General features: G+C 46.1%; 21 protein-coding genes. 15 read left to right on the top strand and 6 right to left on the bottom strand.

The genetic code is table 11. The features are described from left to right. Positions 1-99 precede the first annotated feature (99 nt). On the bottom strand, positions 100-1596 hold the full coding sequence (locus OEL83_12080; GenBank protein MDK9707777.1) for an Rne/Rng family ribonuclease: 1497 nt from the start codon (positions 1594-1596) through the stop codon (positions 100-102). Positions 1597-1912: 316 nt separating this feature from the next. Between OEL83_12080 and OEL83_12075 the strand changes: the two genes are divergently transcribed. The 3 genes from OEL83_12075 to OEL83_12065 all read left to right on the top strand — a co-directional run bounded on the left by OEL83_12075 (position 1913) and on the right by OEL83_12065 (position 4741). After that, positions 1913-3031 carry a DNA photolyase gene (locus OEL83_12075; GenBank protein MDK9707776.1) on the top strand — a complete coding sequence of 373 codons (1119 nt, stop codon included), beginning with the start codon at positions 1913-1915 and terminating at the stop codon, positions 3029-3031. Positions 3032-3180: 149 nt separating this feature from the next. Continuing rightward, entirely contained in the window at positions 3181-3603 is a 423-nt protein-coding gene (locus tag OEL83_12070; GenBank protein MDK9707775.1) for a single-stranded DNA-binding protein, read from the top strand. Positions 3604-3811: 208 nt separating this feature from the next. Next, positions 3812-4741, top strand: coding sequence for a DnaJ domain-containing protein (locus OEL83_12065; protein ID MDK9707774.1), 930 nt, complete (start codon positions 3812-3814; stop codon positions 4739-4741). Between the two features lie 91 nt (positions 4742-4832). On the opposite strand, the gene OEL83_12060 is transcribed toward OEL83_12065, so the two are convergent. Continuing rightward, positions 4833-5369, bottom strand: a complete 537-nt coding sequence (locus OEL83_12060) for a 3-isopropylmalate dehydratase small subunit (protein MDK9707773.1) — start codon at positions 5367-5369, stop codon at positions 4833-4835. 158 nt (positions 5370-5527) lie between these two features. Further along, positions 5528-6829 carry a 3-isopropylmalate dehydratase large subunit gene (locus tag OEL83_12055; protein ID MDK9707772.1) on the bottom strand — a complete coding sequence of 434 codons (1302 nt, stop codon included), beginning with the start codon at positions 6827-6829 and terminating at the stop codon, positions 5528-5530. Between the two features lie 214 nt (positions 6830-7043). On the opposite strand from OEL83_12055, the gene OEL83_12050 reads away from it, so the two are divergent. From OEL83_12050 to OEL83_12030, 5 genes are all read left to right on the top strand, one after another. After that, on the top strand, positions 7044-8843 hold the full coding sequence (locus OEL83_12050) for an extracellular solute-binding protein (protein MDK9707771.1): 1800 nt from the start codon (positions 7044-7046) through the stop codon (positions 8841-8843). 272 nt (positions 8844-9115) lie between these two features. Beyond that, positions 9116-9331, top strand: a complete 216-nt coding sequence (locus OEL83_12045; GenBank protein ID MDK9707770.1) for a cold shock domain-containing protein — start codon at positions 9116-9118, stop codon at positions 9329-9331. 213 nt (positions 9332-9544) lie between these two features. After that, a complete protein-coding gene (gene tsaE, locus OEL83_12040; GenBank protein MDK9707769.1) occupies positions 9545-10039 on the top strand; it encodes a tRNA (adenosine(37)-N6)-threonylcarbamoyltransferase complex ATPase subunit type 1 TsaE in 495 nt (164 codons plus the stop codon). A gap of 237 nt (positions 10040-10276) precedes the next feature. Continuing rightward, positions 10277-12019, top strand: a complete 1743-nt coding sequence (locus tag OEL83_12035; protein MDK9707768.1) for a YcaO-like family protein — start codon at positions 10277-10279, stop codon at positions 12017-12019. A gap of 15 nt (positions 12020-12034) precedes the next feature. Next, complete coding sequence (locus tag OEL83_12030) at positions 12035-12835, top strand: sel1 repeat family protein (GenBank protein MDK9707767.1); 801 nt, start codon at positions 12035-12037, stop codon at positions 12833-12835. 52 nt (positions 12836-12887) lie between these two features. Here OEL83_12030 and OEL83_12025 read toward each other — a convergent pair whose 3' ends face one another. From OEL83_12025 to OEL83_12015, 3 genes are all read right to left on the bottom strand, one after another. Further along, positions 12888-13301, bottom strand: coding sequence for an STAS domain-containing protein (locus OEL83_12025; protein MDK9707766.1), 414 nt, complete (start codon positions 13299-13301; stop codon positions 12888-12890). A gap of 224 nt (positions 13302-13525) precedes the next feature. Then, positions 13526-14644, bottom strand: coding sequence for a fused response regulator/phosphatase (locus tag OEL83_12020; protein MDK9707765.1), 1119 nt, complete (start codon positions 14642-14644; stop codon positions 13526-13528). A 94-nt stretch (positions 14645-14738) separates the two neighbouring features. Next, complete coding sequence (locus tag OEL83_12015; GenBank protein ID MDK9707764.1) at positions 14739-16430, bottom strand: PAS domain-containing sensor histidine kinase; 1692 nt, start codon at positions 16428-16430, stop codon at positions 14739-14741. A 232-nt stretch (positions 16431-16662) separates the two neighbouring features. Here OEL83_12015 and OEL83_12010 point away from each other — a divergent pair, with 232 nt between their 5' ends. The 7 genes from OEL83_12010 to ndk all read left to right on the top strand — a co-directional run bounded on the left by OEL83_12010 (position 16663) and on the right by ndk (position 23817). After that, positions 16663-17250 (top strand): alpha-ribazole phosphatase family protein, encoded by a 588-nt coding sequence (locus tag OEL83_12010; protein MDK9707763.1) that lies wholly within the window; start codon positions 16663-16665, stop codon positions 17248-17250. A 4-nt stretch (positions 17251-17254) separates the two neighbouring features. Next, positions 17255-17800 carry a bifunctional adenosylcobinamide kinase/adenosylcobinamide-phosphate guanylyltransferase gene (gene cobU / locus OEL83_12005; protein ID MDK9707762.1) on the top strand — a complete coding sequence of 182 codons (546 nt, stop codon included), beginning with the start codon at positions 17255-17257 and terminating at the stop codon, positions 17798-17800. 22 nt (positions 17801-17822) lie between these two features. Then, positions 17823-18890 carry a nicotinate-nucleotide--dimethylbenzimidazole phosphoribosyltransferase gene (cobT, locus tag OEL83_12000; GenBank protein MDK9707761.1) on the top strand — a complete coding sequence of 356 codons (1068 nt, stop codon included), beginning with the start codon at positions 17823-17825 and terminating at the stop codon, positions 18888-18890. A 19-nt stretch (positions 18891-18909) separates the two neighbouring features. Then, positions 18910-19692, top strand: a complete 783-nt coding sequence (cobS, locus tag OEL83_11995; GenBank protein ID MDK9707760.1) for an adenosylcobinamide-GDP ribazoletransferase — start codon at positions 18910-18912, stop codon at positions 19690-19692. Positions 19693-19710: 18 nt separating this feature from the next. Beyond that, the gene (locus OEL83_11990) at positions 19711-22272 is read left to right on the top strand and encodes a cobyric acid synthase (GenBank protein MDK9707759.1); all 2562 of its coding nucleotides are present in this window, start codon (positions 19711-19713) and stop codon (positions 22270-22272) included. A 35-nt stretch (positions 22273-22307) separates the two neighbouring features. Continuing rightward, positions 22308-23297, top strand: coding sequence for an adenosylcobinamide-phosphate synthase CbiB (gene cbiB, locus OEL83_11985; protein MDK9707758.1), 990 nt, complete (start codon positions 22308-22310; stop codon positions 23295-23297). A gap of 106 nt (positions 23298-23403) precedes the next feature. Beyond that, positions 23404-23817, top strand: coding sequence for a nucleoside-diphosphate kinase (gene ndk / locus OEL83_11980; protein ID MDK9707757.1), 414 nt, complete (start codon positions 23404-23406; stop codon positions 23815-23817). The last annotated feature ends 48 nt before the right edge of the window (positions 23818-23865 follow it).

Here is a 23865-nt window from a genome sequence, read left to right as displayed (position 1 = left end):
CTTTGTCCTTATGTGGATGTCAAGTGTTTGTTTGAAGTGCGTTGAACAGTTTGTCTGCTAAAAATAAACGTAGACCTAAGGGTATATGAAGGGAATCCGTTATTTCTGCCAGATAATTTCATATTTTTCGATGTGTAAATCTTTCGAAGGGGCAACAATAATTCGTTTACCAATTTCTTTTTCAACCCGCGCTTTAGTCAACTCCTCTTCATTATGTAAAAGGTCCGCTAATTTGGGATGAACCCTGAGTGTTATGGTCGTGCCTTTATGCTTTCGTGAGTGACGGGTGATTTTTCTGAAGATATCGTAACAAATGGTTCGTCGCGATTTTATCATACCTTCCCCGGCGCAATAGTGGCATGGCTCACACATCAATTGGTGTAAATTCTCACTATTTCTTTTGCGGGTCATTTGCACGAGGCCGAATTCAGAGAGCTTCAGAATGTTGATTCGGCTTTTATCTTTTTTGACAGCTTCTTTGAAGGTTGCATACAGTTCTTCCCGATGGCCATCATCCTCCATATCGATGAAATCAATAATGATTATTCCACCGATATTTCGCAGTCGCAACTGGTAGGCTATTTCAATGGCCGCCTCCATATTGGTCTTGAAAATGGTGTCATTAAGATCACTCTTCCCGACATATCTTCCTGTATTTACATCAATGACAGACAAGGCCTCAGTACTTTCAATAATGATATACCCACCGGATCGCAGCCAGACCTTTTTCTCAATAGCGCGTGTGATCTCGACTTCAATATTATTGGCTTCAAACAGGGGGGTGCTGTCATCGTAAAGAGTGATTTTTTCTGCTAATAGTGGGGCAAAGATTTTTACATGGGCGAGGAGTTTCTCGTAGGCATTCTGGTCGTCAATTATCAGGGCATCGACGTCCCGGGTAAAGAAATCGCGAATCGACCGGAGGGTGATGTCAAGGTCTTCATGCACTATGCACGGGGCTTCCATGGTGAGTGATCGATCAATGATACTTTCCCAGAGGAGCATGAGATACTCCATGTCCGCCTCAAGCTCTTCTCTGCTGGCATGCTCAGCTACGGTTCGAACTATAAAACCAGAGCCTTGGGGGCGCATTTCTTCTATAAGTACTTTTAGTTGGGTACGTATTTCTTCATTTTCGATCTTTCGTGAAACACCAATATGATCGGTCAGAGGAATAAAAACGAGATTGCGGCATGGCAAGGTAATATGACAGGTAAGTCTTGCTCCCTTGGTGCCTATAGGATCTTTGCTGACCTGGACGAGAATGTCTTGACCTTCACGGAGAATGTCCTCGATATGCTTGCCTTGGGCACGAGGGTTCGCTAGAGCACAATCGGTGATGCAGGGACTATATTCTGGCGAATCTGAGGAAAGGCATATGTCGTCAACGTAAAGAAAGCCAGTGCGTTCAAGGCCGATATCGACGAAAGCAGCTTGCATTCCGGGCAATACTCTGACCACCTTGCCCTTGTAAACATTCCCCATGAGGCCCTTCTCAGTGGGGCGCTGCATGTGAAATTCGCTGAGATTTCCGTCCTCTACAAGCGCAAGACGCACCTCGTAGCTTGTAGCGTTAATGAGTATTTCCGTAGCCATTGGTCAACCGTTTGAAGCAAAACTAAGACTTCCACTAGTGGAAGGGATATATGTCTTTGAGGTTTTTTAATATACAGCATAGGGAGCAAAGTCTGCCACACCTAATGAATATAATATATTTAAAAAAAACAATGAGTAAAGTAAGTGTTGTTGATAGTAATTCAATAAAAAAATAGTGTAGTGGGGGTGGAACTGGTATAAGTATCGTCCGTGTCAGGCCTGGCAATTTCTCGAAAATGCCTTCAGATGTCCTGGCATTACCACTGATTGTTTAAGCCAATTTTTTAGGCGGAAAATCTTTTCAGAATGGGAGGTAATGGTGAAGAACCATAGTTGGAAAGATCCTTCACGCTATATCAATACACTGTATATAGAAGAATCATGTCTCGAACTTGACTATACCCAGGAGATTCTTGCTCGGGCAAAACTTCCATGGTTTGTTGTTCCGGAACGGCAAAAACCAAACGATTTGGGTGATGATTTCGTTGGGAATCTTACTGCAGGAAAGCAGCAGCTTTACCTCTGCAACAATCGAGGTCTCTTCTTTAAACCCTGCCCAGGTACCAGGGAATACCAATGTTGTGCGTATCAGGTTCTCAATACCGGGACAAACTGTCCAATAGATTGCATTTATTGTATTCTCCAGACATATCTCAATACACCCTGGTTGACCTTTCATGTCAATACCGGCCAGCTTTTTAACGAGCTTTCCCAGTCTTTAGCGAAAAATCCGCAGCAATTTTTTCGAATTGGCACCGGAGAATTCACCGATTCTCTGGCCATTGACCGGATAACCTGCCTGAGTCGTCCACTTGTTGAATTTATTGGACAAAAAACCAATGCAGTCCTAGAGCTGAAGACCAAGAGTGCAGTCATCGATAATTTGGAAGGGCTGTCCCATAACGGCCGGACAATTATAGCCTGGTCATTGAACAGCACACATATAATGGCCAGCTATGAAATACGCTCTGCTACTCTGGAGGAACGGCTTGATGCTGCCCGGCAATGTGCTGATTGGGGGTATCGGCTGGCTTTTCATTTCGATCCGATCATCGATTATCAGGGATGGCAGGATGGTTATACGGCAACGATCAACAGGCTCTTTGAAAAAGTCCCGGCATCGTCGATTGCCTGGATATCCTTGGGAGCTTTGCGTTTTCTCCCACACTTAAAAGAAATCGGAATCCAACGATTTCCTCGGTCTAGGATATATTTTCAGGAATTTATCACCGGGCTTGACGGCAAATCGAGGTATTTCCGGCCGCAAAGGGTTAGTCTCTATAAGCATATCTACTCGCATTTAAAGGAAAAAGCTGATAAGGCCACCTGTATATATTTTTGCATGGAAAGTGAAGAGATCTGGCGAGAGGTCATGGGCTTCGTTCCCGCCGATAGGGGTGGGCTTGCAAAGATGCTGGATCGTTCTGTTCGTTGACAGCTGGTCTATTTACCACTCGGTTGGGAGTCTAGGGGCGACAAATTTGATCTTGTTCTTTCTACATTCTTTCGTATATTGGCAGTATCCATTAGCCGAGGGAAATTCGATTACATGGCTAACTTATTTAACCATCTGAGGATTCTATCATGGTCAACAAGGTTATACTTATAGGAAATTTAGGTTCCGATCCAGAGCTTCGCTATACTCAAAGCGGCACCGCCGTGGCCACACTTAGCGTTGCTACTAACAGAAAATGGAAAGATCGTGACGGCAATATGCAGGATGAGACAGAATGGCATAGAGTGATAGTTTGGGATAAAAGTGCTGAATTTTGCGGCAACTATCTTTCCAAGGGCTCTAAGGTGTATGTTGAAGGAAGGCTGCAAACTCGAAAATGGAAAGATCAGGCCGGTGTCGATCGATATACCACCGAAGTTATTGCAACAACCGTCCAAAATCTTACCCCGCGCAGTGGTGATGGTGGCGGCGGCTACGAACAACCGCCTTTACCACCGGAACCATTCGGAGGCATAATGGGTGGCAGTACCGGAGAAGACGTTCCGTTCTAGTAACTCGCCCGACACATTTTCAGCACCGACATTGTCAGTTGCAAGAAGAGTGTGAAACCTGAAAGGGTATCACGCTCTTCTTGCTTTTAATGCCAATGATATTTCTCCCAAAAGTTGATTGACTGCACCACAATCCGTTCGTATCGTCTGTTGCACGATTACTTGGGAGTTGAAGATTGTTAAAAGCTAAATCTGCTGGTTTGCCACAATGGATTACTATGAATTGCTCGGAGTAAAAAAGGATTCCTCTTTATCGGAGATTAAGAAGGCGTACAGAAAACTTGCGCATAAGTATCACCCGGATAAAAACAAGGACGATAAGAAGGCTGAGTCGAAGTTTAAAGAAATAAACGAGGCATATGCCGTGCTATCCGATCCGGAAAAGAAGAAACAATATGATCTCTACGGCTCCGCGGATTTTCACCAGCGGTATTCCCAAGAGGATATTTTTCGTGGCTTTGATCTTAACGATGTGCTTCGCCAATTTGGTTTTGGAGGTGCTGGTGGCCAGTCTGGTCATTTTCGCTCCACCATGGGTGGCGGCAATAACTTTGCATCATTTTTTAATCAGGGCGGACAGGGTGGATGTGGCGGTGGATGCCATAGTGCGCCGGAGAAAGGTCAGGATATGACCTATCAAATCACCGTCACCCTTGGAGATGTCTTGAATGGAGCGGAACGAACCATAACCTTGCGTAAGAACGGCACTCCGCAGAATGTATCGGTTAAAATTCCTAAGGGGATTGAGGCCGGAAAAAAACTTCGCCTTCAGGGGCAGGGGGGAGCCTCGCGCAATGGTGGCCCACCCGGTGATCTTTATCTGAAAGTTGATATTGAATCTAATGACACCTTTTCAAGAGATGGCGACGACCTTATAACCCAAAAGCTTATTAGCTTCAGCGAGGCCTGCTTTGGTACTTCGCTTGAAGTGGAAACCTTGGAAGGTAAAAAATTTATGGTTAAGGTGGCTCCAGGAACAACCCATGATTCTCGACTTCGCTTGAAAAACTATGGGTTACCGATTGGTCCTTTGGGGCAACGAGGAGACCTTTATGTGCGGATAGGTGTCAAGGTTCCCAAGGAATTAACAGAAGAACAGCAGAAGGTGATTCAGGAATTGCGTGACTGTGGATTATAAGCATTTCTTCAGGAATAAGAACGCAACGGGCTGAGATCGGAAAAGATCCCGGCCCGTTGCGTTCTTATTTTAGGTTTCTTAGTACAACAGTTTAGTACTTTCGGGCGGCGTAGGACAACCAGCCACCAGCTGAAACCAATTCTTTATCAAAAGAATTTAGGGAAAATGTACACGTTAGACTTGATTGAGATGCATCGGTTGAAGATGCCGTTAATAGATCTTTCTCAAGATCTATATTGATCGTAATATCTCCGCGCATGGCGAAGAGAGCATCAACCTGATCCTTGCTCAGTTCCACTGCCAATATCCCGCAATTGAACATGTTTTGCCGAAAAATCCTGGCAAAACTCTCGGCAATAATAACGTTAATATCATTTACCTCAAAGGCCCAAACAGCGTGTTCCCGAGAGGAACCGCAACCAAAATTGGCCCGTGTTATCACAACTCTTGTTCGTTGCATCACCTCGGACGCTGGAGCAAAAGGTTGGCCACCCAGGAGTAGATCCTCCAGGAGATGCGGTTTAAGGGCCATTTTGGTTATCTCAGTGAGATATTTGGCTGGAATTATTTCGTCGGTATTGATATCACTTCTATCCAGAAGGATGGCCGGACCACCAAATGTTTTCATTGCAAGTACCTCTATAATTAGTTCTTGTACCGCAAGGGCATAAGTTTCGTTTGCACAGACAAGCTGCTGTAGTCAGCTAACCCGTTGAAAGAAAAATAACAAGGCCAAAAGCATGCCTGGAACGGCATGTGGAGCCGTAAGGCAGTATTATAAATGGTCTAGTTATTTCCTAACGACTCTTGAAAATCGCGCGGATCGGTTATGACTCCGGTTATCGCAGCAGCCGCAGCCGAGAAGGGACTCATAAGATGTACCATTCCACCTTTTCCCATCCTTCCGTTGAAGTTTCGATTGGTGGTTGAGGCACACACTTCACCTGTCGCAAGGACTCCGGCACTCATGCCAAGGCATGCACCACAGGTCGGATTGAGAACGCAAAACCCGGCATCCATGAAGATTTTTATAATACCCTCGTCAAGTGCCATGCTGTAGATCAATGGTGTGGCTGGGGTAACGATTCCTCGCACTCCCGAAGCCAGTTTTCGTCCTTTCAGAATTTTTGCCGCATCTCTGAGGTCCTCAATCCGGCCATTGGTACAGGAGCCGATATAAATCTGGTCAATGTGCGTTCCGGCCATCTCGTTAATGTCTTTCACCTGATCAGGCTTGTAAGCAAAGGTAACTTGAGGAACGAGAGCGCTGACATCGATATTAAGCAAGGCTGCATACTCCGCATCAGGGTCGGAATGCCAGCCTTTATATTCCTCAACGACTGCATCGAGAGAGGGATACTCACCTTTAATAAACGGCCAGAGGAATTCAGCGGTAGTCCGGTCTGGCATACAGATACCGCAGGTAGCACCTGCCTCGACAGCCATATTGCAGAGAGTCATTCGTTCGGACATGTTAAATGTATCGACCACCGGCCCGACAAATTCGATGACCTTGTCCGTTGCTCCATTAACCGAGATTTTTCTAATGATCGCCAGGATAACATCTTTGGCAGCGACCATTGGTTGTAAGGAGCCAGTAATATTAATACGCAGGGTTTTTGGGGCCCGGAAGGAACACACACCCTTATAAATGCCTACCTCCAGATCAGTTGTTCCGACTCCTGCCGCAAAGGCTCCGAAGGCGCCATGAGTGCACGTATGCGAATCTCCCATAATGACAGTGTAACCCGGTCGGACAAAACCTTTTTCCGGAAACAGCGCGTGGCATACTCCATTTTCGCCAATATCAAAAAAGTCTTTAATTTGGTGCCTTTTTGCCCAATCACGCATAATTTTGCCCTGAGTTGCGGTTTTGGAATCTTTGGCGGGAGTAACGTGGTCGATGACTGCCTTGATTTTGCTACTGTCAAAGACATGATCCATGCCTTTCTCAACCAAATCCATAATGGCGATAGGAGTAGTGATTTCGTGACACATCACCACGTCCAGATTTAGAATCATGTTCTCCGGGGTAGGTTGGTCACGGAGATGTGTCGCAAAAATCTTTTCAGCTATTGTTTTTCCCATTGTGTGTGCTCCGGTATGTAAAAGGAGTTGAGCGTTTCAATACTGTCCGGGTTTCATGGCGCGGTATCGAATAAATCTCATTGAGTCAGGCTGGAGAGTGTGACACAGTACACAATAAATGGTATTCTCGCCAGGATATTGTAGGAAGCCGGCGCCACGAGTGTTTCAATAACCTCCCAAGCTTTATGAATTATTTCCTGTAGAGTTGCTAATTATGCCGATCTTTAAAACCTTCACGTTCATTCTTGTTGCTGGTCTTTACTTTGCAACAAATTGCTTTGGTACACACGGTGTATCTCTTGACGGTCAGGTTAAATATGCCAAAGGCTTTAGCCGATTTGCCTATACCTCACCTGATGCAACGAAGGGCGGCACCCTCGTTTTGCATGATATAGGCAGCTATGATAAAATGAACCCCTTCACCCTGAAAGGTGAGGCACCCATGGGATTGGAGTCATTAGTTTATGAACCCCTCGCCGTGGCTAGCCTTGACGAGCCTTTTTCACAGTACGGCCTGATCGCTTCTGATATAGAGGTTGCCGATGACAAAAAATCGGTGACCTTCACTCTCGATCAACGAGCAAAATTCTCCGATGGTCAGCCGGTTACCGCTGAAGACGTTGCCTTTACCCTCGCAATTCTTAAGAGTGATCGCGCTCACCCGTCTTTTAATTATTATTATCAAGATATTGAAGGTTCGGAGATTATCGATGCCAACAAGATTCGCATGAAGTTTAAAAAAGCCAATCGAGAGCTACATATGATTGCTGGGCAGTTGCGAATTATGTCAAAGAGATTTTTTGAGAAACATGGTTTTGAAGATCAAGCAGAAAAACAGGAACTTGTTGCCCCAGTTGCCTCCGGCCCGTACATCGTCGATAAAATCAATATTGGCAAGACCATAACCTACAAAAGAAATCCTCAGTATTGGGCGCAGGATCATCCGGTTCGGCAAGGGATGGATAATTTTGATGAAATCATCGTTAAATACTACAAAGACCAAACAGTTGCCTTAGAGGCTTTTAAAGCGGGAGAGTTTGATTTTATTTCCATCAATATTGCCAAGCAATGGGCGCGCGATATGGATGGCAAGAAATTCACTGATGGCGCAATTATAAAAAAAACCTTTCCTCACCAAAACAACGCCGGCATTCAAGGATTTCTTTTTAATACAAGAAAAGAGCTTTTTCAGGATGTTAGAGTCCGTAAAGCCTTGGGTCTGGCACTTGATTTCGAATGGATTAATAAATCACTTTTCCATGATCAATACACCCGAAGCAACTCGTTTTTCAGCAATTCTTTCTTAGCTGCGAAAGGGCTGCCAGAAGAATTGGAGCTTCGGTACCTCGAACCCTATCGGGCGGTTATCCCCAGTGAGGTTTTTACTCAACCCCTTTCTCCTCCAGCTGCTACTGAACAGGATGGTATGCGCAAGAATCTTTTAGAAGCAAAAAAGATTCTTGAAGAAGCTGGTTGGCGAATAAAAGAAGGGACTCTTGTAAATAGCAACGGTCAGAAATTTATCTTTGATATCCTCCTCGTCTCACCAGCCTTTGAAAGAGTGATGGCAGCTTATGCGAAAAATCTCGAAAAACTCGGAATCCGTGCTGAATATCGAACGATTGACCCGGCCCTATATGCTGAACGATTAAAGAGTTTCGATTTTGATGTTATTGTAACAAGTTATGGCCAGTCTCAATCACCTGGAAATGAACAACGAAATTATTGGCATTCATCTTCGGCTGACCGGAAGGGGTCGCATAATTATGCGGGAATTAAATCTCCTGCAGTGGATGGCCTCGTCGATAAAATTATTTATGCCACAACCAAGGAAGAATTAGTAGCAGCTTGTCGGGCGCTTGATCGGGTTCTTTGGTATGGCTACTATCTTGTACCGAACTGGTACCTCCCAGAGCATCGCCTAAGTTATCACAATAAATTTTCTACCCCACCACAATTGCCACTTTATTATGATCCGTTTCAATTGCTTATGACATGGTGGGTGAAAAAGTAAAAAGCGAAGCCGGTAGTTTGCAGAGCCCTTAATTGACAAATGAATATAATCATTTTTCTTGACGCATACTGACTTTTCCTGCTAACCAATATGGTATATGCCCCTCTCTTCGATGCAGTGAAGAACTCAAAGACAGGGCAATTTTCTCAGAAAAATTTTAAAAAGGGCTTGTTTGGATCAATTGATAGAAGGCTGTCTCATTAATACTGGTTTAAATTGGTGTATTTTTCACATGCAGACCTCAGTCTGGACTTTTCGGGAGGGCGAATTGGATGTCTGATTGCGTGAAAGGAAAGGTGAAATGGTTTAATGCCAGCAAAGGCTATGGTTTTTTAGAACGACCAGATGGAGAGTCCGACATCTTCGTTCATTATAGTGCAATCCAAGGAGAAGGATTTCGCAGCCTTGAAGAAGGAGAGTTGGTCGAATTCACAATTGCCAAAACCGACAAAGGACTGCAGGCTGAAAATGTCCGCAAGGTGAGCTGAACTATCGATACCACTAACTTGCTGCCCCGATTCAGGATGTGTTGGCAAAACCTGAATCGGGGCTACTTTTTTTAACAACCCTTTTAGAATATATTTTTTATTTAATTAATAGATAGTTACGCGCACACAAAGGGTATGTCTCTTGTTAGAGAAGGCAAGCTGCCCTACTCAGCTTTGAAAGACTGTAGTTCAAGAACGGGAATGAAGCCATAGATGGAAACCTACAAAATTCTCCTTAAAAACCTCTCAGACACCGAAAAACTTGGCAAACTTCTCGGAACAACTGCCTGTCCAGGAGAAATTATCTGTCTGGATGGTGACCTTGGGGCTGGAAAAACGACTCTTTCACAGGCAATCGCCAGAGGCTTGGAGGTGCCCAAGAGCTGTTACGTAACCAGCCCTTCCTTCACTATTCTACATGAATATGAAGGGAGAATACCGATGTATCACATGGATTTTTATCGTCTTCATGGTGAGGATGTGATCCTTGAGATGGGTTTTGACGAATACTTCTACCTGTCTGGCTTAACTGTTATCGAGTGGTCGGTACGAGCGACTTCTATTTTGCCCGAAGAACGCTTGTCCCTTGAAATCTTTTGTGACAATGAAGTGTTTAGAACAGTTGTTATTCGCGCAACAGCCAAGTATAAAAAAAGAATTCTGAAAATCCTTGAAGAATTCGAGATACTCGAACAACCTAATCTTTAGCCTGTAAGCGCAACCTGAAGATATACCGCGCTCCAATCCGCCTTTGCTCGTTTCCATTAAATCGTTAATGCACTCCTGCATTCATTGATATTGGCGTAAACTACCTTATAATAGTGCACTCTGAAATGAGCAGTCAGTGATCATTGGTTTTTGATATTTTACATTTGCACATATCGCTCTTGGTAATAATTTAAGCGATATGATTAAACCTCACGCATCAACCCTCAAATAATTTTTATGAAAATGAAATCCGTCCAATTTAAAGATTGTTTAAAGAAATTTACTATTGATCAAGATAAGGCTATTACCCCTGAGGAAACATTAAAGTATTTCTATGCGAGAGTAGCCTCGCTCGACATTAATATTCTTAGCGAAGTAAAAAGGATAGATAATGGTCGTTTGGATATTCCGGTATATTTCAGTGTATGCGGTGAGGATGCAAAGGCCCTCACCGGTACAAAAAAGCAAATGGGAAAGGGGGCTTCTCCCATCCAAGCAGAAGCCTCTGCCTGTATGGAACTTGCCGAAAGATTCTCATTTTTTTCCTTTAAGAGCAATCAAGGTAACTTTCTCAGGGGCGACTATAAAGCAATGGTTAAAGCTGGATATCCGGTACTCGGTATGGAGTACCTTCTGGCCTCCGTCCATGACAATCACACCAGCCTTGATATGCTCCAGCAACTTTTGGAAGACATCCCTATGCAATGGGCTTGGGGAACAAATATCACCAGAGGAGAGGATGTTCTCATTCCTTTTTCATGGTTCTTCGCCATTAACGAATTCAATGGCCCTTCCGCCGGTAACACCATTGAAGAGGCGGCAATGCAAGGAATCTGCGAGATCGTCGAACGACACGTTTGTTCTCTTATAAACAACCGGAAAATCGTAACTCCTCGTATTGATACTGAATCTGTTAAAGACGAAATTGCTCGGGAACTTCTGGAAAAATTCAAGAAACACAGTATCGAGTTGTATCTGAATGATTTTAGTCTTGACACCGGCATCTGTACTGTTGGGGCCCTTGCTATCGACAGGTCGACATTCCCAGGGAAAAGTGAGATCGTTTATACCGCTGGCACAACCCCTAATCCGGAAAAGGCACTCATCCGCGCAATCACTGAGGTCGCTCAACTCGCCGGTGATTTCAACACCGATTCAAATTACGTAGCATCCGGTTTACCAAAACCACTGGCTATGGAAGAGGTTGAATACATCACCGAAACGCCAGACCATATTACTATTGATATGATGGCAGACCTTTCCGATAATAATATCCGTGAGGAAATCCAGAACTGTATCACCGCTCTTAAAAAGATCGGCCTCGAAATTCTCATGATTGATGTAACCCACGCCGATCTGCAGATTCCTGCTTTATATACCATTGTGCCTGGAGCTCATTTTCGCGAGCGTTCAATGATTAATGATGTTGGTCTCTTTGCTGCAAAACTGCTGGTTGAACTGGTAACAGACCCGGATCTGCTTGAACAAAAGCTTTGTCAGATGGAGATGTTGATACCGGATGCCTATTATCTTGAATTCTACCGAGGCCGGAATTTTTCAATGATTGGATTTCCCGAGTCGGCAATTGACCACTTTGCAAGAGCGCTTGCCTTGCACCCTGAGGCTGAGGATCTGCCATATATTTATTCGTACATGGGCAGTTGTCTGAAGGATCTTGGAGAGTACGATAAAGCTATAGATATTCTTCAACAAGGTTTAGCAGAAGACGAGGAGCGGCCCGATATTCATAATGCTCTAGGTGTCTGTTATTTTAAGACAGGGCAGTACGAAACAGCCATTAACCATTTTCATAGGGCGGTATCCTTAAATCCATCATCAGGTATCGATTACGCCAATCTTGGTGTGAATTACCATAAAATCGGTAAGAAAGACTCGGCTATAGAGTTTCTTTCCCTTGCCTTGAGCCTTGATCCAAGTCTCGATTTCGCCCGCAGGCTTTTAGAGGAGATCAGCGAATAGCGATGTGTCGTTGCCATGAATGACCTACACCCACCAAATGTTTTGTTGCATATTGTCGCAACGGTAGTTGTCTGTTTCTGTCTCGCTGGGACAGGCTACAGTGCTGATTCGGCTCAAAATATGAAACAGAAGGCGAAAAAGTATTATCTGGGGATAGGCGGCGAACAGAGTTATGAAAAAGCCTTGGAATTGTATCTGCGAGCTGCCGAAGCAGGAGATCCAGAAGCACAATACATTGCCGGGGGGATGTACTTCAAAGGTCTCGGTACCAACAAAGATTTCCCCAAGGCCTTCAAACTCCTCCTGGAAGCAGCAAAGAAGGGAAAAAAGAGTGCTGAGTCGGAACAGATCCTTGGTCAAGGATTTCTGCTTGGGTCCGGTGTCCCTAAAAACTATCAGAAGGCTCTGGAGTGGTATTCTTCGTCTGCTGAAAATGGTAACAGAGAAGCGCAGAATGAGTTGGGTTTTATGTATTTTGTCGGAAATGGTGTCGAACAAAATTTGGAAAAAGGGGCGGATCTTTTTTTTAGAGCGGCATATAACGGATTGGCGGTGGCGCAGTACAACGTGGGAATTATGTATTTAACTGGCAAAGGGGTTAAGGTGACCGATATGGAGAAATCATATGCATGGCTGAATTTGGCAGCAGCAAGCGGTCACCAACCTGCAAAAGGAGCTAGAACCTACCTTGAAAGCATCTTGGCTCAAAGTGAGTTGCAGGCTGCTCAGAATTACTCGGAGGAACTACTGAAGGAAATCTCTCAGTTGCATCTAGTTCCTTCGCAAGCTCCATCCTCATCTCGAAAAACGGACTAAGTCTCTTGATAAAAACTTCACACAACTGGTACTTTTCGTAAGTGGATTCCTGTTAGGCTGGATTGAGGCAGGCCAACCCTTCTTCGATCGAGTTGAAAGTGAATACCTTGCTCAGGTTTTCCTTTATTTTCTTGCTGGTATACGTTCTCTTTCTGCCTTCTTCAGAAACAACGCCGAAACGCTTTAGAATGTCGGCCACTGAGGGTTGAACGCCACAGAGAGCCAAAAGCTGAATTTTGGGATCCATAATTATCGAACCCAGAATGCCTATGAGGCTGGAATTGATTATGTTAAAGGGGGATAGGTCGAGAAAAATGTAGGTGTCCAACGCACTGTCCTGGACTTTTGCGCTTGTTGTAAAATCAATCAGGGAGTTTTTTATTTGATCGAGGCCCTCTTTTACGGAGGTCATCTCGTTCACCTTGATGATACAAACCCGACCTTCGCTCACAGAAATTCCGCTCATTCATTCACCTCATGTTCTAATTCTGTATATGAGAAAGGAACGATCATTGACTTTCCAGCACAAGGGAAGAAAGGTTGATCAACACCCTGCACCTTTTTCAAGTATTTGAAAGATACCACAGGGTGAATGCTATCATTTCCTCTTAAAAATGACAAATATGTGCAGACTTTTTTTGCGAATTCCCAGGAAATGTAACAAGCATTGCCATTATCTGTCTTAAATTACTATTTTTTCTCGAAAACTATTAGTGTTTGATCATCATCTAGCGGGGTCTTGTCGCCAAAGGTTTGGATATCATCGACAATTGCCTGACGAAGATGGTAGCTTTGTGAGCTAAACTGCTGTTTTTTAAGACATCCATACAATCTTTTTTTTCCATAAATTTGCTCCTTGCTATCGCTAACCTCAACAATACCGTCGGTATATATGACCAGTTTGCTCCCAGAGCGAAGTTTGAAGGTGGTTTCCTGGTATTCATTATTCCCTTTAAGCCCTAGAGGCAAACCGTCGGCCTCTATTTCAACAATTCCGTTTTGCGATATATGGATGGGATAGGGTTGTCCACCATTACTTACCGTAACCTCCTCTTTATTAAAAATGAGAGAAGATGCCGCTACAAATTTTCCTAAAGGCAACAGATCGACCATATCATTATTGAGAAGTGTCAAAATTTCTCCAGAGGAATATCCGCGATTGGCAAGTTGCTGAAGAAATCCGATTACTCGCATGGAAATGAGGGCAGCAGGAAGACCATGGCCACAGCTGTCGCCTAAGAAGAATCCTATTGCGCCATCTGCTTGCCGGTAACAGTAAAAAAAGTCTCCGGAAATTGCCGAGTATGGTCTATTGTAAATATCGACAATCAGGCCAGCTTCATGACAAAGATTTTTAGCGGTAAGAAAATCAGTGAGAAATTTTTGTTGCATTCTCGCCCCAGCGGCCAGATCTTCCGCCATCCTTTTCTCAAGATAACGGTTCCTGAGCAAGGTATTTACCCGCGCAACCATTTCTTCTTCGGCAAAGGGTTTCTTGAGGTAATCATTGGCACCAAAGTCAAGAGCTTTGACGATACTGGCGGTTTCCGCCTTTGCAGTGAGCATGAGAACCGGGATATGTCTAAGAGCGGCATCCTCCCTTAGACAGCGGAGCATTTCAAAACCATCCATCACCGGCATCATGACATCGAGAAGAATGAGATCCGGTACGATTTCCTTCGCCATCTTAAGACCATCTCGACCATTTTCGGCAAAATGCAGCGGTACATTCATATGTTCGAGATTTAAGGCGCATATATCGCGATTTATTTCGTTGTCATCGACGATAAGAATGCTTGATATTTCCATGATAGGCTGGCTTTTTTGAACGAAAGCTAACCCGCCGACATACACAGATCTGAAATCTTAATGTCAGGGGACGTAGCTTTTCGGTTGTATATATTTATTTTCTGCACGTTGGCAAAGTGAAGTGAAACATGGTTTCGCCATTTTCGCCATGAGTTGCCCAAATTTTACCAAGATGATCTTCGATTATCTGTTTACAAATTGACAAGCCGAGTCCAGTACCACCGGCTCCACTTTTTGTTTTGCTGCTCTGAGCAAATTTATCAAAGATGCTTACCAGTTCATCCTCAGGTATTGATATGCCAAAATTACTGATAGTTACCTGTAAGTATCTCACATTGCACTCATCTGTCATCGGTGAGAAGGTGATGGAGATAATGGTCTGATTATTACTGAATTTGACCGCATTGCCTAAGATGTTGCGTATTACCTGAGCGATTGTTGTCTGGTCAAAACAGGCAATTGTCGCAACATTGTCAGGAAGAAACCTGATAAACAGATCTTTTTTCTCGGCAAGCGGCATAATTTCATGGATTGCCGATCTGATTTCAGGAACCAGATCGCGAATCTGGAAATCATAGGTCATCTTTCCCGACTCAAGTTTTGCTAGATCGAGCAAGCCATTAATAAGAGGCAGCAGCCTTTCACCGGATACAGCTATTTGACTGAAAAAACGGAGAATTTCCTTGCGACTGGCGCTTTCTATGCGTTTTTCACCGTATCTGGCGAAACTGAGGATAGCGTGCAGAGGGGTTCGTAATTCATGGGACATATTTGCCAGGAATTCACTCTTGGCCAGATTAGCCGACTCTGCCAAATCTTTAGCCTCTTTGAGTTGGGTTTCATAGATCCGACGCTCGGTAACATCCCTGTCAATTCCTCGAAAGCCAATGAATTGATTACGTTTTGAAAATATTGGCTCGCCACTGGACTCAACAGTTACCTCAAGGCCATCGTCTCGAAGATATTGGTACTCCATCTTTGTAAAACCGCGTTGGGGGTGGCCACCAAACTCAATAACATTTATAAATTGGCTTGTGGTCTCTGCTTTTCGCAATAGAAACAATGGGGTTCCTATAAGTTCTTGTGGTTGCAAGCCGAGAAGTTTAACGCTTTTCGGGCTGGCGTAGGTGTAGGTACCGGCCGTGTCGATCTCCCAGATGAAGTCGCTGGTAGTCTCCGTCAGGTCACGAAATCGCGCCTCGCTGATGCTGAGTCTTTCAAGGGTGTTTTGGCGATCGCGGATTTCTTTCCGCAAGGCGACATTGGTTTCAATGAGTGATGCCGTCGCTTCATCCCTCTCTTTTTTGTCGGCTTGCCTAACGGCTTCCAAGTCCTCTTCAAGGGTGACGACTTTGTTTATTAGCGCGAGATGATCGGATATATCCTGGGTTGTCAGGAGCCATTGTCTTTCTTCATCACTGGCTGGAAATGGCTGGCCGGCAATGAGCAAAGTCCGAATATTTCGCCCCATAGTTTTAAATTCCCGAGTAAAATTCCGTTGCGGAGAATTAACAAGAAGCGACATTAGTTCCTGCAGATCCCCAGGAACAAGAAGGGGTTCAAAAATTTCGGCAAGGTTCCTGCCATGAAGCGGTGCCAAACCAGTCATTCCGATGAAGGTCTCATGAGATCCGACGAAGCGAATACGCCCAGAAGCATCAACAATCAAGCTTTCGCCGGGTGTTGGTACTTTCCGAGATGGGAATTGCCTATTTATTTCGCTGGTTACAGTTTGTATGCTCATTGGTGATGGGAAGAAAGGATTGGCAGAATACTTCTCGGACATAGGTGTATTGTCTCGCTGTTTTCAGCCCAAAGTCAAGGGAATTGATAGACTCACCTCTGGTCGCCCTTCTAGGCTGGGAATGGCCTACACGCCCACGCCAGAGCTTCAACAAGGTTCTGCGCATGAGCTTTGTGTGTTGATTATACGGTCCATTTAGGGTATTGAATCCGCTTGAACAGTTGCCGGGCACGGCGATTCTCCAACGGACTATTTGTTTGATACTGGTATTTGCGTGACTGAAAGAGAGCTCTATCTGTTGAGGCATGGTGATATCGGCAAGCAGGGATGCTACATTGGTAGTACCGATTTGCCTCTGTCCGTGACAGGGAGGCAGCAGATAATAAATATCGCCACAATCATTGGCCTGCAAAAAATTGATGCAATACTGTGCAGTCCGATGCTTCGTTGCCGGGAGTCCTATGAGCTTCTTCGCCTTTCATGTCCTTGCCGTTTTGACTACCTTCTTAAAGAAATTGACTTTGGTGTGTGGGAAGGAAAGAGCTTCTCGGAAATAACAAGAGACCATGCTGACATCGTTACCCAATGGGCTACCGACCCGGAGCATTTTTGTTTTCCCAGTGGTGAGTCGATGCAGGATTTTTATAGTAGAATTGAGTCAATCCAAAACCTTCTTGAAGAATACCGTCACAAGCGCGTTCTGCTGGTGACCCATGGCGGTATCATCCGCCATCTGCTTTGCCGGTATCTAGGAATTCCGAGGGAAAAATATCTGGTGTTTGATGTGCAGCCGGGGAGTTTGAGCTCCCTTACCTTACATTCAGAGGGTGGCGTTCTTACCGGATTGAACCAAAGAGGATGAGATCGTGGCTCAAATCATACTGATCACCGGTGGGGCAAGGAGCGGCAAAAGCGCACATGCTCTGCAACTTGGCGAATCTCTAGGGGCCAAACGTCTTTTTGTTGCAACCTGCCCGGTTATCGACCGGGAAATGACTGATAGAGTCCAGCGGCACCAGGAAGAAAGACGGGGCAGGGGGTGGACTACCGTTGAATGTGAGACCGAGTTGGGGTCTTTATTCCCAGCCAAAACTGAAGGATTTGATGTAGTCCTGATCGATTGCATTACTCTCTGGGTCAATAATCTGCTCTTTCTCCATGATCGCTCCGGGACCATAGTCAACGATCACCTTATCGGTCAAATGTGCAGTGAATGGCTTGCAAAAACAAATATTTATCCGGGTGCTGTAGTCTGCGTTACCAATGAAGTCGGACTCGGTATCGTTCCAGATAACGCCCTGGCACGCAAATATCGGGATCTCGTCGGCACATGCAACCAGATAATCGGCAAAAATGCGGATGAGGTGATTCTCGTCAGCTGTGGAATCCCCCTCCATCTTAAAAAAAGATAAACGGTAACAGTTCGATAATGTCATGAATTTCCTTGAAAGAACCCTTAAAAATATTTATCCGCAGGATAGCACCAGCCGCGCTGCCGCAAAAGATCGACTCGACAACCTCGCCTTGCCGCATTGGGCCCTTGGGGACTTGATGGATCTGGCAATTGACATCGCCGGCATGACCGGAACGATTACTCCAGAGATTAAGCGCAAGGTCATTGTTACCATGGCCGGAGACCATGGTGTGGTTGCCGAAAATGTCAGCAAATTTCCACAGGAAGTCACTCAGCAGATGGTCCATAACTTTGTCAACGGTGGAGCTGGCATCAATGCCCTTGCCGGACAAGCCGGGGCTGAGATCTTCGTAGTCGATATGGGTGTTGCCGCTGACCTTAAAGGCCTTGTCGAAGCAAAAAAAATCATCAATAAAAAGGTTGGGTTGGGAACCGGTAATATCGCCGTCGGCCCGGCAATGAGTAAGGCCATGGCCATACGGGCCATTGAATCGGGAATCGATATTGCCAACGACCTTGCGGAGCGCTTTGATCTTTTCGGAACCGGCGATATGGGTATTGGCAACACCACACCGTCCACCGCGATCGCAGCTGTTTGCACCGGGAAAAGTGTCGAAGAACTGACCGGTCGGGGGACAGGTCTTGATGATGGCCAACTCAGCCACAAAATCGCCGTAATCAAGCGGGCCCTCGAAGTAAATAAACCAGATCCCAAGGATGGGATAGATATCCTTGCCAAGGTAGGTGGTTTTGAGATCGGGGGCATTGCCGGGCTGATTCTTGGTGCCGCCGCCCACCGGAAACCGGTGCTGGTGGATGGCTTTATCTCAACCGCCGGGGCACTTATTGCCTACCGCATCGAGCCCTTTGTCAGGGATTATTTGATTTTTTCCCACCGCTCAGTCGAACCGGGGCATAAGACAATGCAGGAAATGCTGGGTTGCAAAAAACCACTCCTCGACCTCAATTTCAGGCTGGGTGAAGGGACCGGAGCCGCTGTAGCCATGAATCTTGTGGAAGGGGCGGTGGCTATCCTCACCAAGGTGGCGACTTTTGCCGAGGCCTCGGTGGCTGAGGCCGACAAGTAGGCTTGCGATGCGCTGGCCCATGGTTTTTCATATCGATACATGGCTCAACATGGCTGCGAGGTTGTGTACTGCGATACGATTTTTGACCCTCATCCCCATATCCTGGCGGGCCCAAGAGGATGCGAAGCATTTTCCCGACTCGCTGGTATTCTTTGCAGTTGTCGGAATAGCGATTGGCATGTTTGGCTCCTTCGGCCTTGTTGTTTTAAGTAAAATATTCCCGCAGTCGGTGGTCGCTGCCATCACCATTACCTATCTTGCCTTTATTTCCGGCTGTCTCCATCTCGATGGACTCTCGGATAGTGCCGACGGATTGCTCAGTTCCCGACCAAGAGAAGATTGCCTGAGAATCATGAAAGACAGTCGGGCCGGGGCAATGGGGATAATTGCCATCGTCTTGGTCATAATAACTAAATATGCCGCGCTCACCGCCATGCCTCTTGAAAAACTTCCTTTCGCAGTTTTTCTTATGCCTGTGGCCGGGCGCTGCGCGATCCTTATGGCCATGGCCTTTCTCCCTTATGCTAGAATGGAAGGGGGGCTTGGAGCGCTATTTTATTCTGGGAACAGTAAAAAGGCAGCGTCGATTTCCTGTATTCTTTTTATTGTTTGCCTGATTTCTCTTGCACCCGACGCCTTCCTGCCAGTGTTTCTTGGGTTCGTAGCAATTATTGTCCTCTTCAACAGATGGTGCAAAGCAAAACTTGGCGGGGCCACCGGCGACACCTTGGGCGCTCTGTGTGAGCTCACGGAAATGATTGTGGCCGTTTCTCTGACTGCATGTATCTCAATATCTTCCTAATAAAAAATCCTGAAAATAATGCAAAGCTTTGAACATGGCGGAAATATTCACAAAGTGCTTCGTGAAACAAAAGATGGCAAAAAAGCCATCCTTGATTTCAGCGCCAACATCAATCCAATCGGACCACCCGAGTGGTTCCGTCCGCTGATCAGCAGTCAACTGACCAATCTGATCCATTATCCGGACCCTGAAAATACCGAGTTCATCAAGGCGATATCCGAACACACTGGGATAGCCGGAGAGCAGATAGTCGTCGGCAATGGAACCACCGAGCTGTTGTACCTGATCGCCAGAATACTGCCGGTGAAACGGGCTCTCATACCGGTTCCTTCCTATGTCGATTATGTGCGTGCGGCAAAGCTCGGCGGCTTGGATGTAGCCACCTTTCTCATGTTGGAATCAGAGAATTTTGCACTTGATTGCACTGCACTTCGAGCGGAAATTCGCCCCGGTGATCTGGTGATAATCGCTACTCCCAATAATCCTACCGGGAATTCGGTTGCGAGTGAATCCCTGTTGGCACTTGTTCGTGATTGCCCGCATAGCACCTTTCTTATTGACGAGGCGTTTCTTGATTTTATGGATGACAGGAGGTCGCTTGGCGGTAAAGCAGCGAATGTCCTGACCCTCAATTCCATGACCAAATTTTACGGGGTTCCCGGTTTACGGATCGGCTATGCCATCCTGCCGGTCCCTTTGGCCCAAAAGGTCAGAGAAAACCTGCCCCCTTGGACCGTGAATAGTCTTGCGCAGGAATTTGGCGCCAGAGCACTGAGGGATACCAACTATCAACACGCCAGCCGGATTGCGAGCAACAAACTTCGCCATGAACTGGCAGAAGGACTATCCTGCTTCCGACAGCTCAAGGTCTATCCGGGTTCCGCCAATTATCTCTTTATTAAAATTGTAACTGGGGAAACGGCTGAGGATTTAGCCGGATTCTGCTTGAAACAGGGAATCATGATCCGCACATGTGCCAATTATACCGGCCTTGATACTTCTTTCTTTCGCATTGCCGTGCGCAGCAGGGAGGAAAACAAGCTCTTGCTTGAGGTATTTCAGCAATTTTTCCCCAGCACAAAGGCCAGAAAGGCCCCGCGCAAGAAAGCCAAATCAATCATGTTCCAAGGAACTTGCTCAGATGCCGGAAAGTCTATTATCACCGCCGCTCTGTGTCGAATTCTTTACCAGGATGGCCTGCGTGTAGCCCCCTTTAAGGCTCAGAATATGTCTCTGAATTCCTTTGTTACCAGGCAGGGCGATGAGATGGGGCGTGCTCAAGTCGTTCAAGCACAGGCGGCCCGACTTGAGCCGGATTGCCGAATGAATCCGATCCTTCTAAAACCGAACTCCGATACCGGCAGTCAGGTAATTGTTTCCGGCAAACCGGTCGGTAATATGTCGGTTCTTGAATATAACGCATTTAAACCGACAATTTGGGATTCAGTGTGCAAGAGTTATGACTCGCTTGCCGGCGAATTCGATGTCGTTGTCCTTGAGGGCGCTGGTTCTCCCGGCGAGGTGAATTTGAAGGCTGACGATATCGTCAATATGAAAATGGCCAGGTACGCAGAGGCACCGGTTATTCTCGTTGGCGATATTGACAGGGGAGGGGTATATGCCTCTTTTGTTGGCATTATGGAGGTCCTTGCCGAGTGGGAAAGGCAGCTTGTGGCAGGTTTTCTGGTGAACAAATTTCGCGGACAGGCCTCACTTCTTGCGGCAGCCCATTCGTATGTTCGCCTGCACACCGGCAAACCTGTTGTCGGCGTGGTGCCATTTTTAAATAACCTTGGCCTCCCGGAAGAAGATTCTGTGTCCTTTAAGAAAGGCAGCTTCAATCGGCGACATAGCGGTCAGGGGGTGGAGATTGTCGTTATTAGCTTTCCCCATATCTCCAACTTTACCGATATCGAACCTTTCCTTGACGAACCAGACGTATCTCTTCGTATTGTCGATAAATCGGAAGAAATTGGCGACCCACAGGCGATCATCTTGCCGGGCTCAAAAAACGTTATCCATGATCTGCACTTCTTGAAATCAGCTGGCTTTGCCGAAAAAATTACCGAATGTGGCGATAAGGGATGCGAAATAGTCGGGATATGTGGCGGATATCAAATGCTTGGCCAGGTGATACGCGATCCCTATGGCATTGAGTCTATGGTGGATGGCCAGTTGGCAGGCCTTGGTTACCTGCCGGTAGAGACTGTAATTGAGCGAGACAAACAACTCACCAGAAAAACCGGGATACACCAAGCGTCCGGAAAATCAGTCTTTGGCTATGAAATTCATCACGGCATAACCTCCGCGCCGGCTGATACACTGCTTTCTTTCAATGATGGCACGACCTGCGGAATTTCCGGAAGGGGAGGACAAATCTGGGGTTGTTATCTGCACGGGATATTCGATGGTGATGAATTCAGAAGGTGGTTTATTGACCGTCTGCGTACTGCCATCGGCCTGCAGCCGATCGGCAAAGTCCTTGCTCCCTATGAACTTGAGGGTGCCTTCGAACGATTGGCGGCACAGGTTCGGAAAAGTGTCGACATGGATGTCCTCTATAAGCTTCTGAAAATCTGAAGAGGACGCCCTTAGCCGGATTTTATTGGAATACTATGAGTTATATTGGACAGTTGTTCTTAGCAATACTCCTTGATCTTCTGTTTGGAGATCCCCCTTGGTTACCCCATCCGGTTCGTGGCATCGGCCGGTTGTGTATTTGGGCCGAAAAAAGCACCCGGTTGGTGTTTTCAAACCTTTATGTTGCTGGCTTTATAACTGTATTGCTGGTGGTCGCTGGTACCGGCGGCATCGTTTTTTTGTTGATGCTTGGTGCGACTGCATTGCATCCGGTTTTTGGAACCGCGATTGCCATAATTCTTCTCTATACAAGCATCGCCATCCGCGACCTGCTGCGCCACAGTGATGCAGTATATGAACAACTCCAACCAAGCGGTTCCCTTGAAAAAGCTAGAGAGGCTGTCGGTAGAATTGTCGGGCGAGACACCAAAGATCTCAGCCAGCCACAGATCACCAAGGCCTGTATTGAGACGGTTGCCGAGAATATGGTCGATGGAATCACCGCGCCACTCTTTTTCGCGGTTCTTGCAAGCTTTGCCGCTCCCATTTTCGGTATGAGCCCACTTAGTTGTTCAGTTATAGGAGCCTTTCTTTATAAGGCCGCTAACACCATGGATTCAATGATCGGTTATAAAAATGAGAAGTATCTGCAATTTGGCAGGTGTGCGGCAAAACTGGACGATATATTAAATTTCCTGCCGGCCCGAATCAGTGGTCTCTGTGTGATAATGGCTGCAATTTTTTTAAAATTGGATTACAGGGGTGCAGCCAGGATTTTCCGGCGTGACAGGTTACGTCATTCGAGCCCCAATGCCGGCCATACCGAGGCAGCTGCCGCCGGTGCACTTGGCCTTCGACTTGGTGGGCCATCTTCTTATTTCGGTAAAATCGTCGAAAAACCGTATCTTGGCGATGGCATCCGTGAACCGGTCCCGGAAGATATCAAGAAAACCAATCGTCTTGTGATGGTTGGCGTATCGATATTTTTACTTTTATTGATCGGATTGAGGTTGTTGGCTGCTTAAATATCAGGTTGAGCTGGGTGTACAGTACCAAAACCCAGCAAATGCTTTCCCGCTTGTAGCTGAGGAAATAAAAACATCATTTATCAACATTGAAGGAGAATTCCATATGGAACGAACATTTGCAATTATCAAGCCCAATGCGTTTGCCGATGGCAACAGCGGCAAGATCATCAGCCGCATTTATCAAGCTGGTTTCACCATTGTCGGGCTTAAAAAGCTGTATCTGAGCAAGGTTGAGGCAGAAGGTTTTTATTATGTACATAAAGACCGACCATTCTTTGGTGAATTAACCGAGTTCATGTCCAGTGGGCCCTGCATCGCCATGGTTCTCGAGGCAGAAAATGCCATTCTGAAATGGCGAGATCTTATGGGAGCAACCAATCCGGCCCAGGCGGCAGAAGGGACACTGCGCCGGGAGTTTGGCAAGTCGCTCGGTGAAAACGCCACCCACGGTTCAGATGCACCGGAAACCGCTGCCTTTGAAATCGGCTATTTTTTCTCCGGCCTCGAGCTTCTGTAAATGCCATCGCACTCGTTTCGGATCCTCTTCCAGTGGTTTCTGCAACGA

The organism is Desulforhopalus sp. (assembly GCA_030247675.1).
In the GTDB taxonomy this organism is placed as follows: Bacteria; Desulfobacterota; Desulfobulbia; order Desulfobulbales; family Desulfocapsaceae; genus Desulforhopalus_A.
Note: the sequence above shows the minus strand (reverse complement) of the source record. Positions and strands in the feature narration are given on the sequence as shown.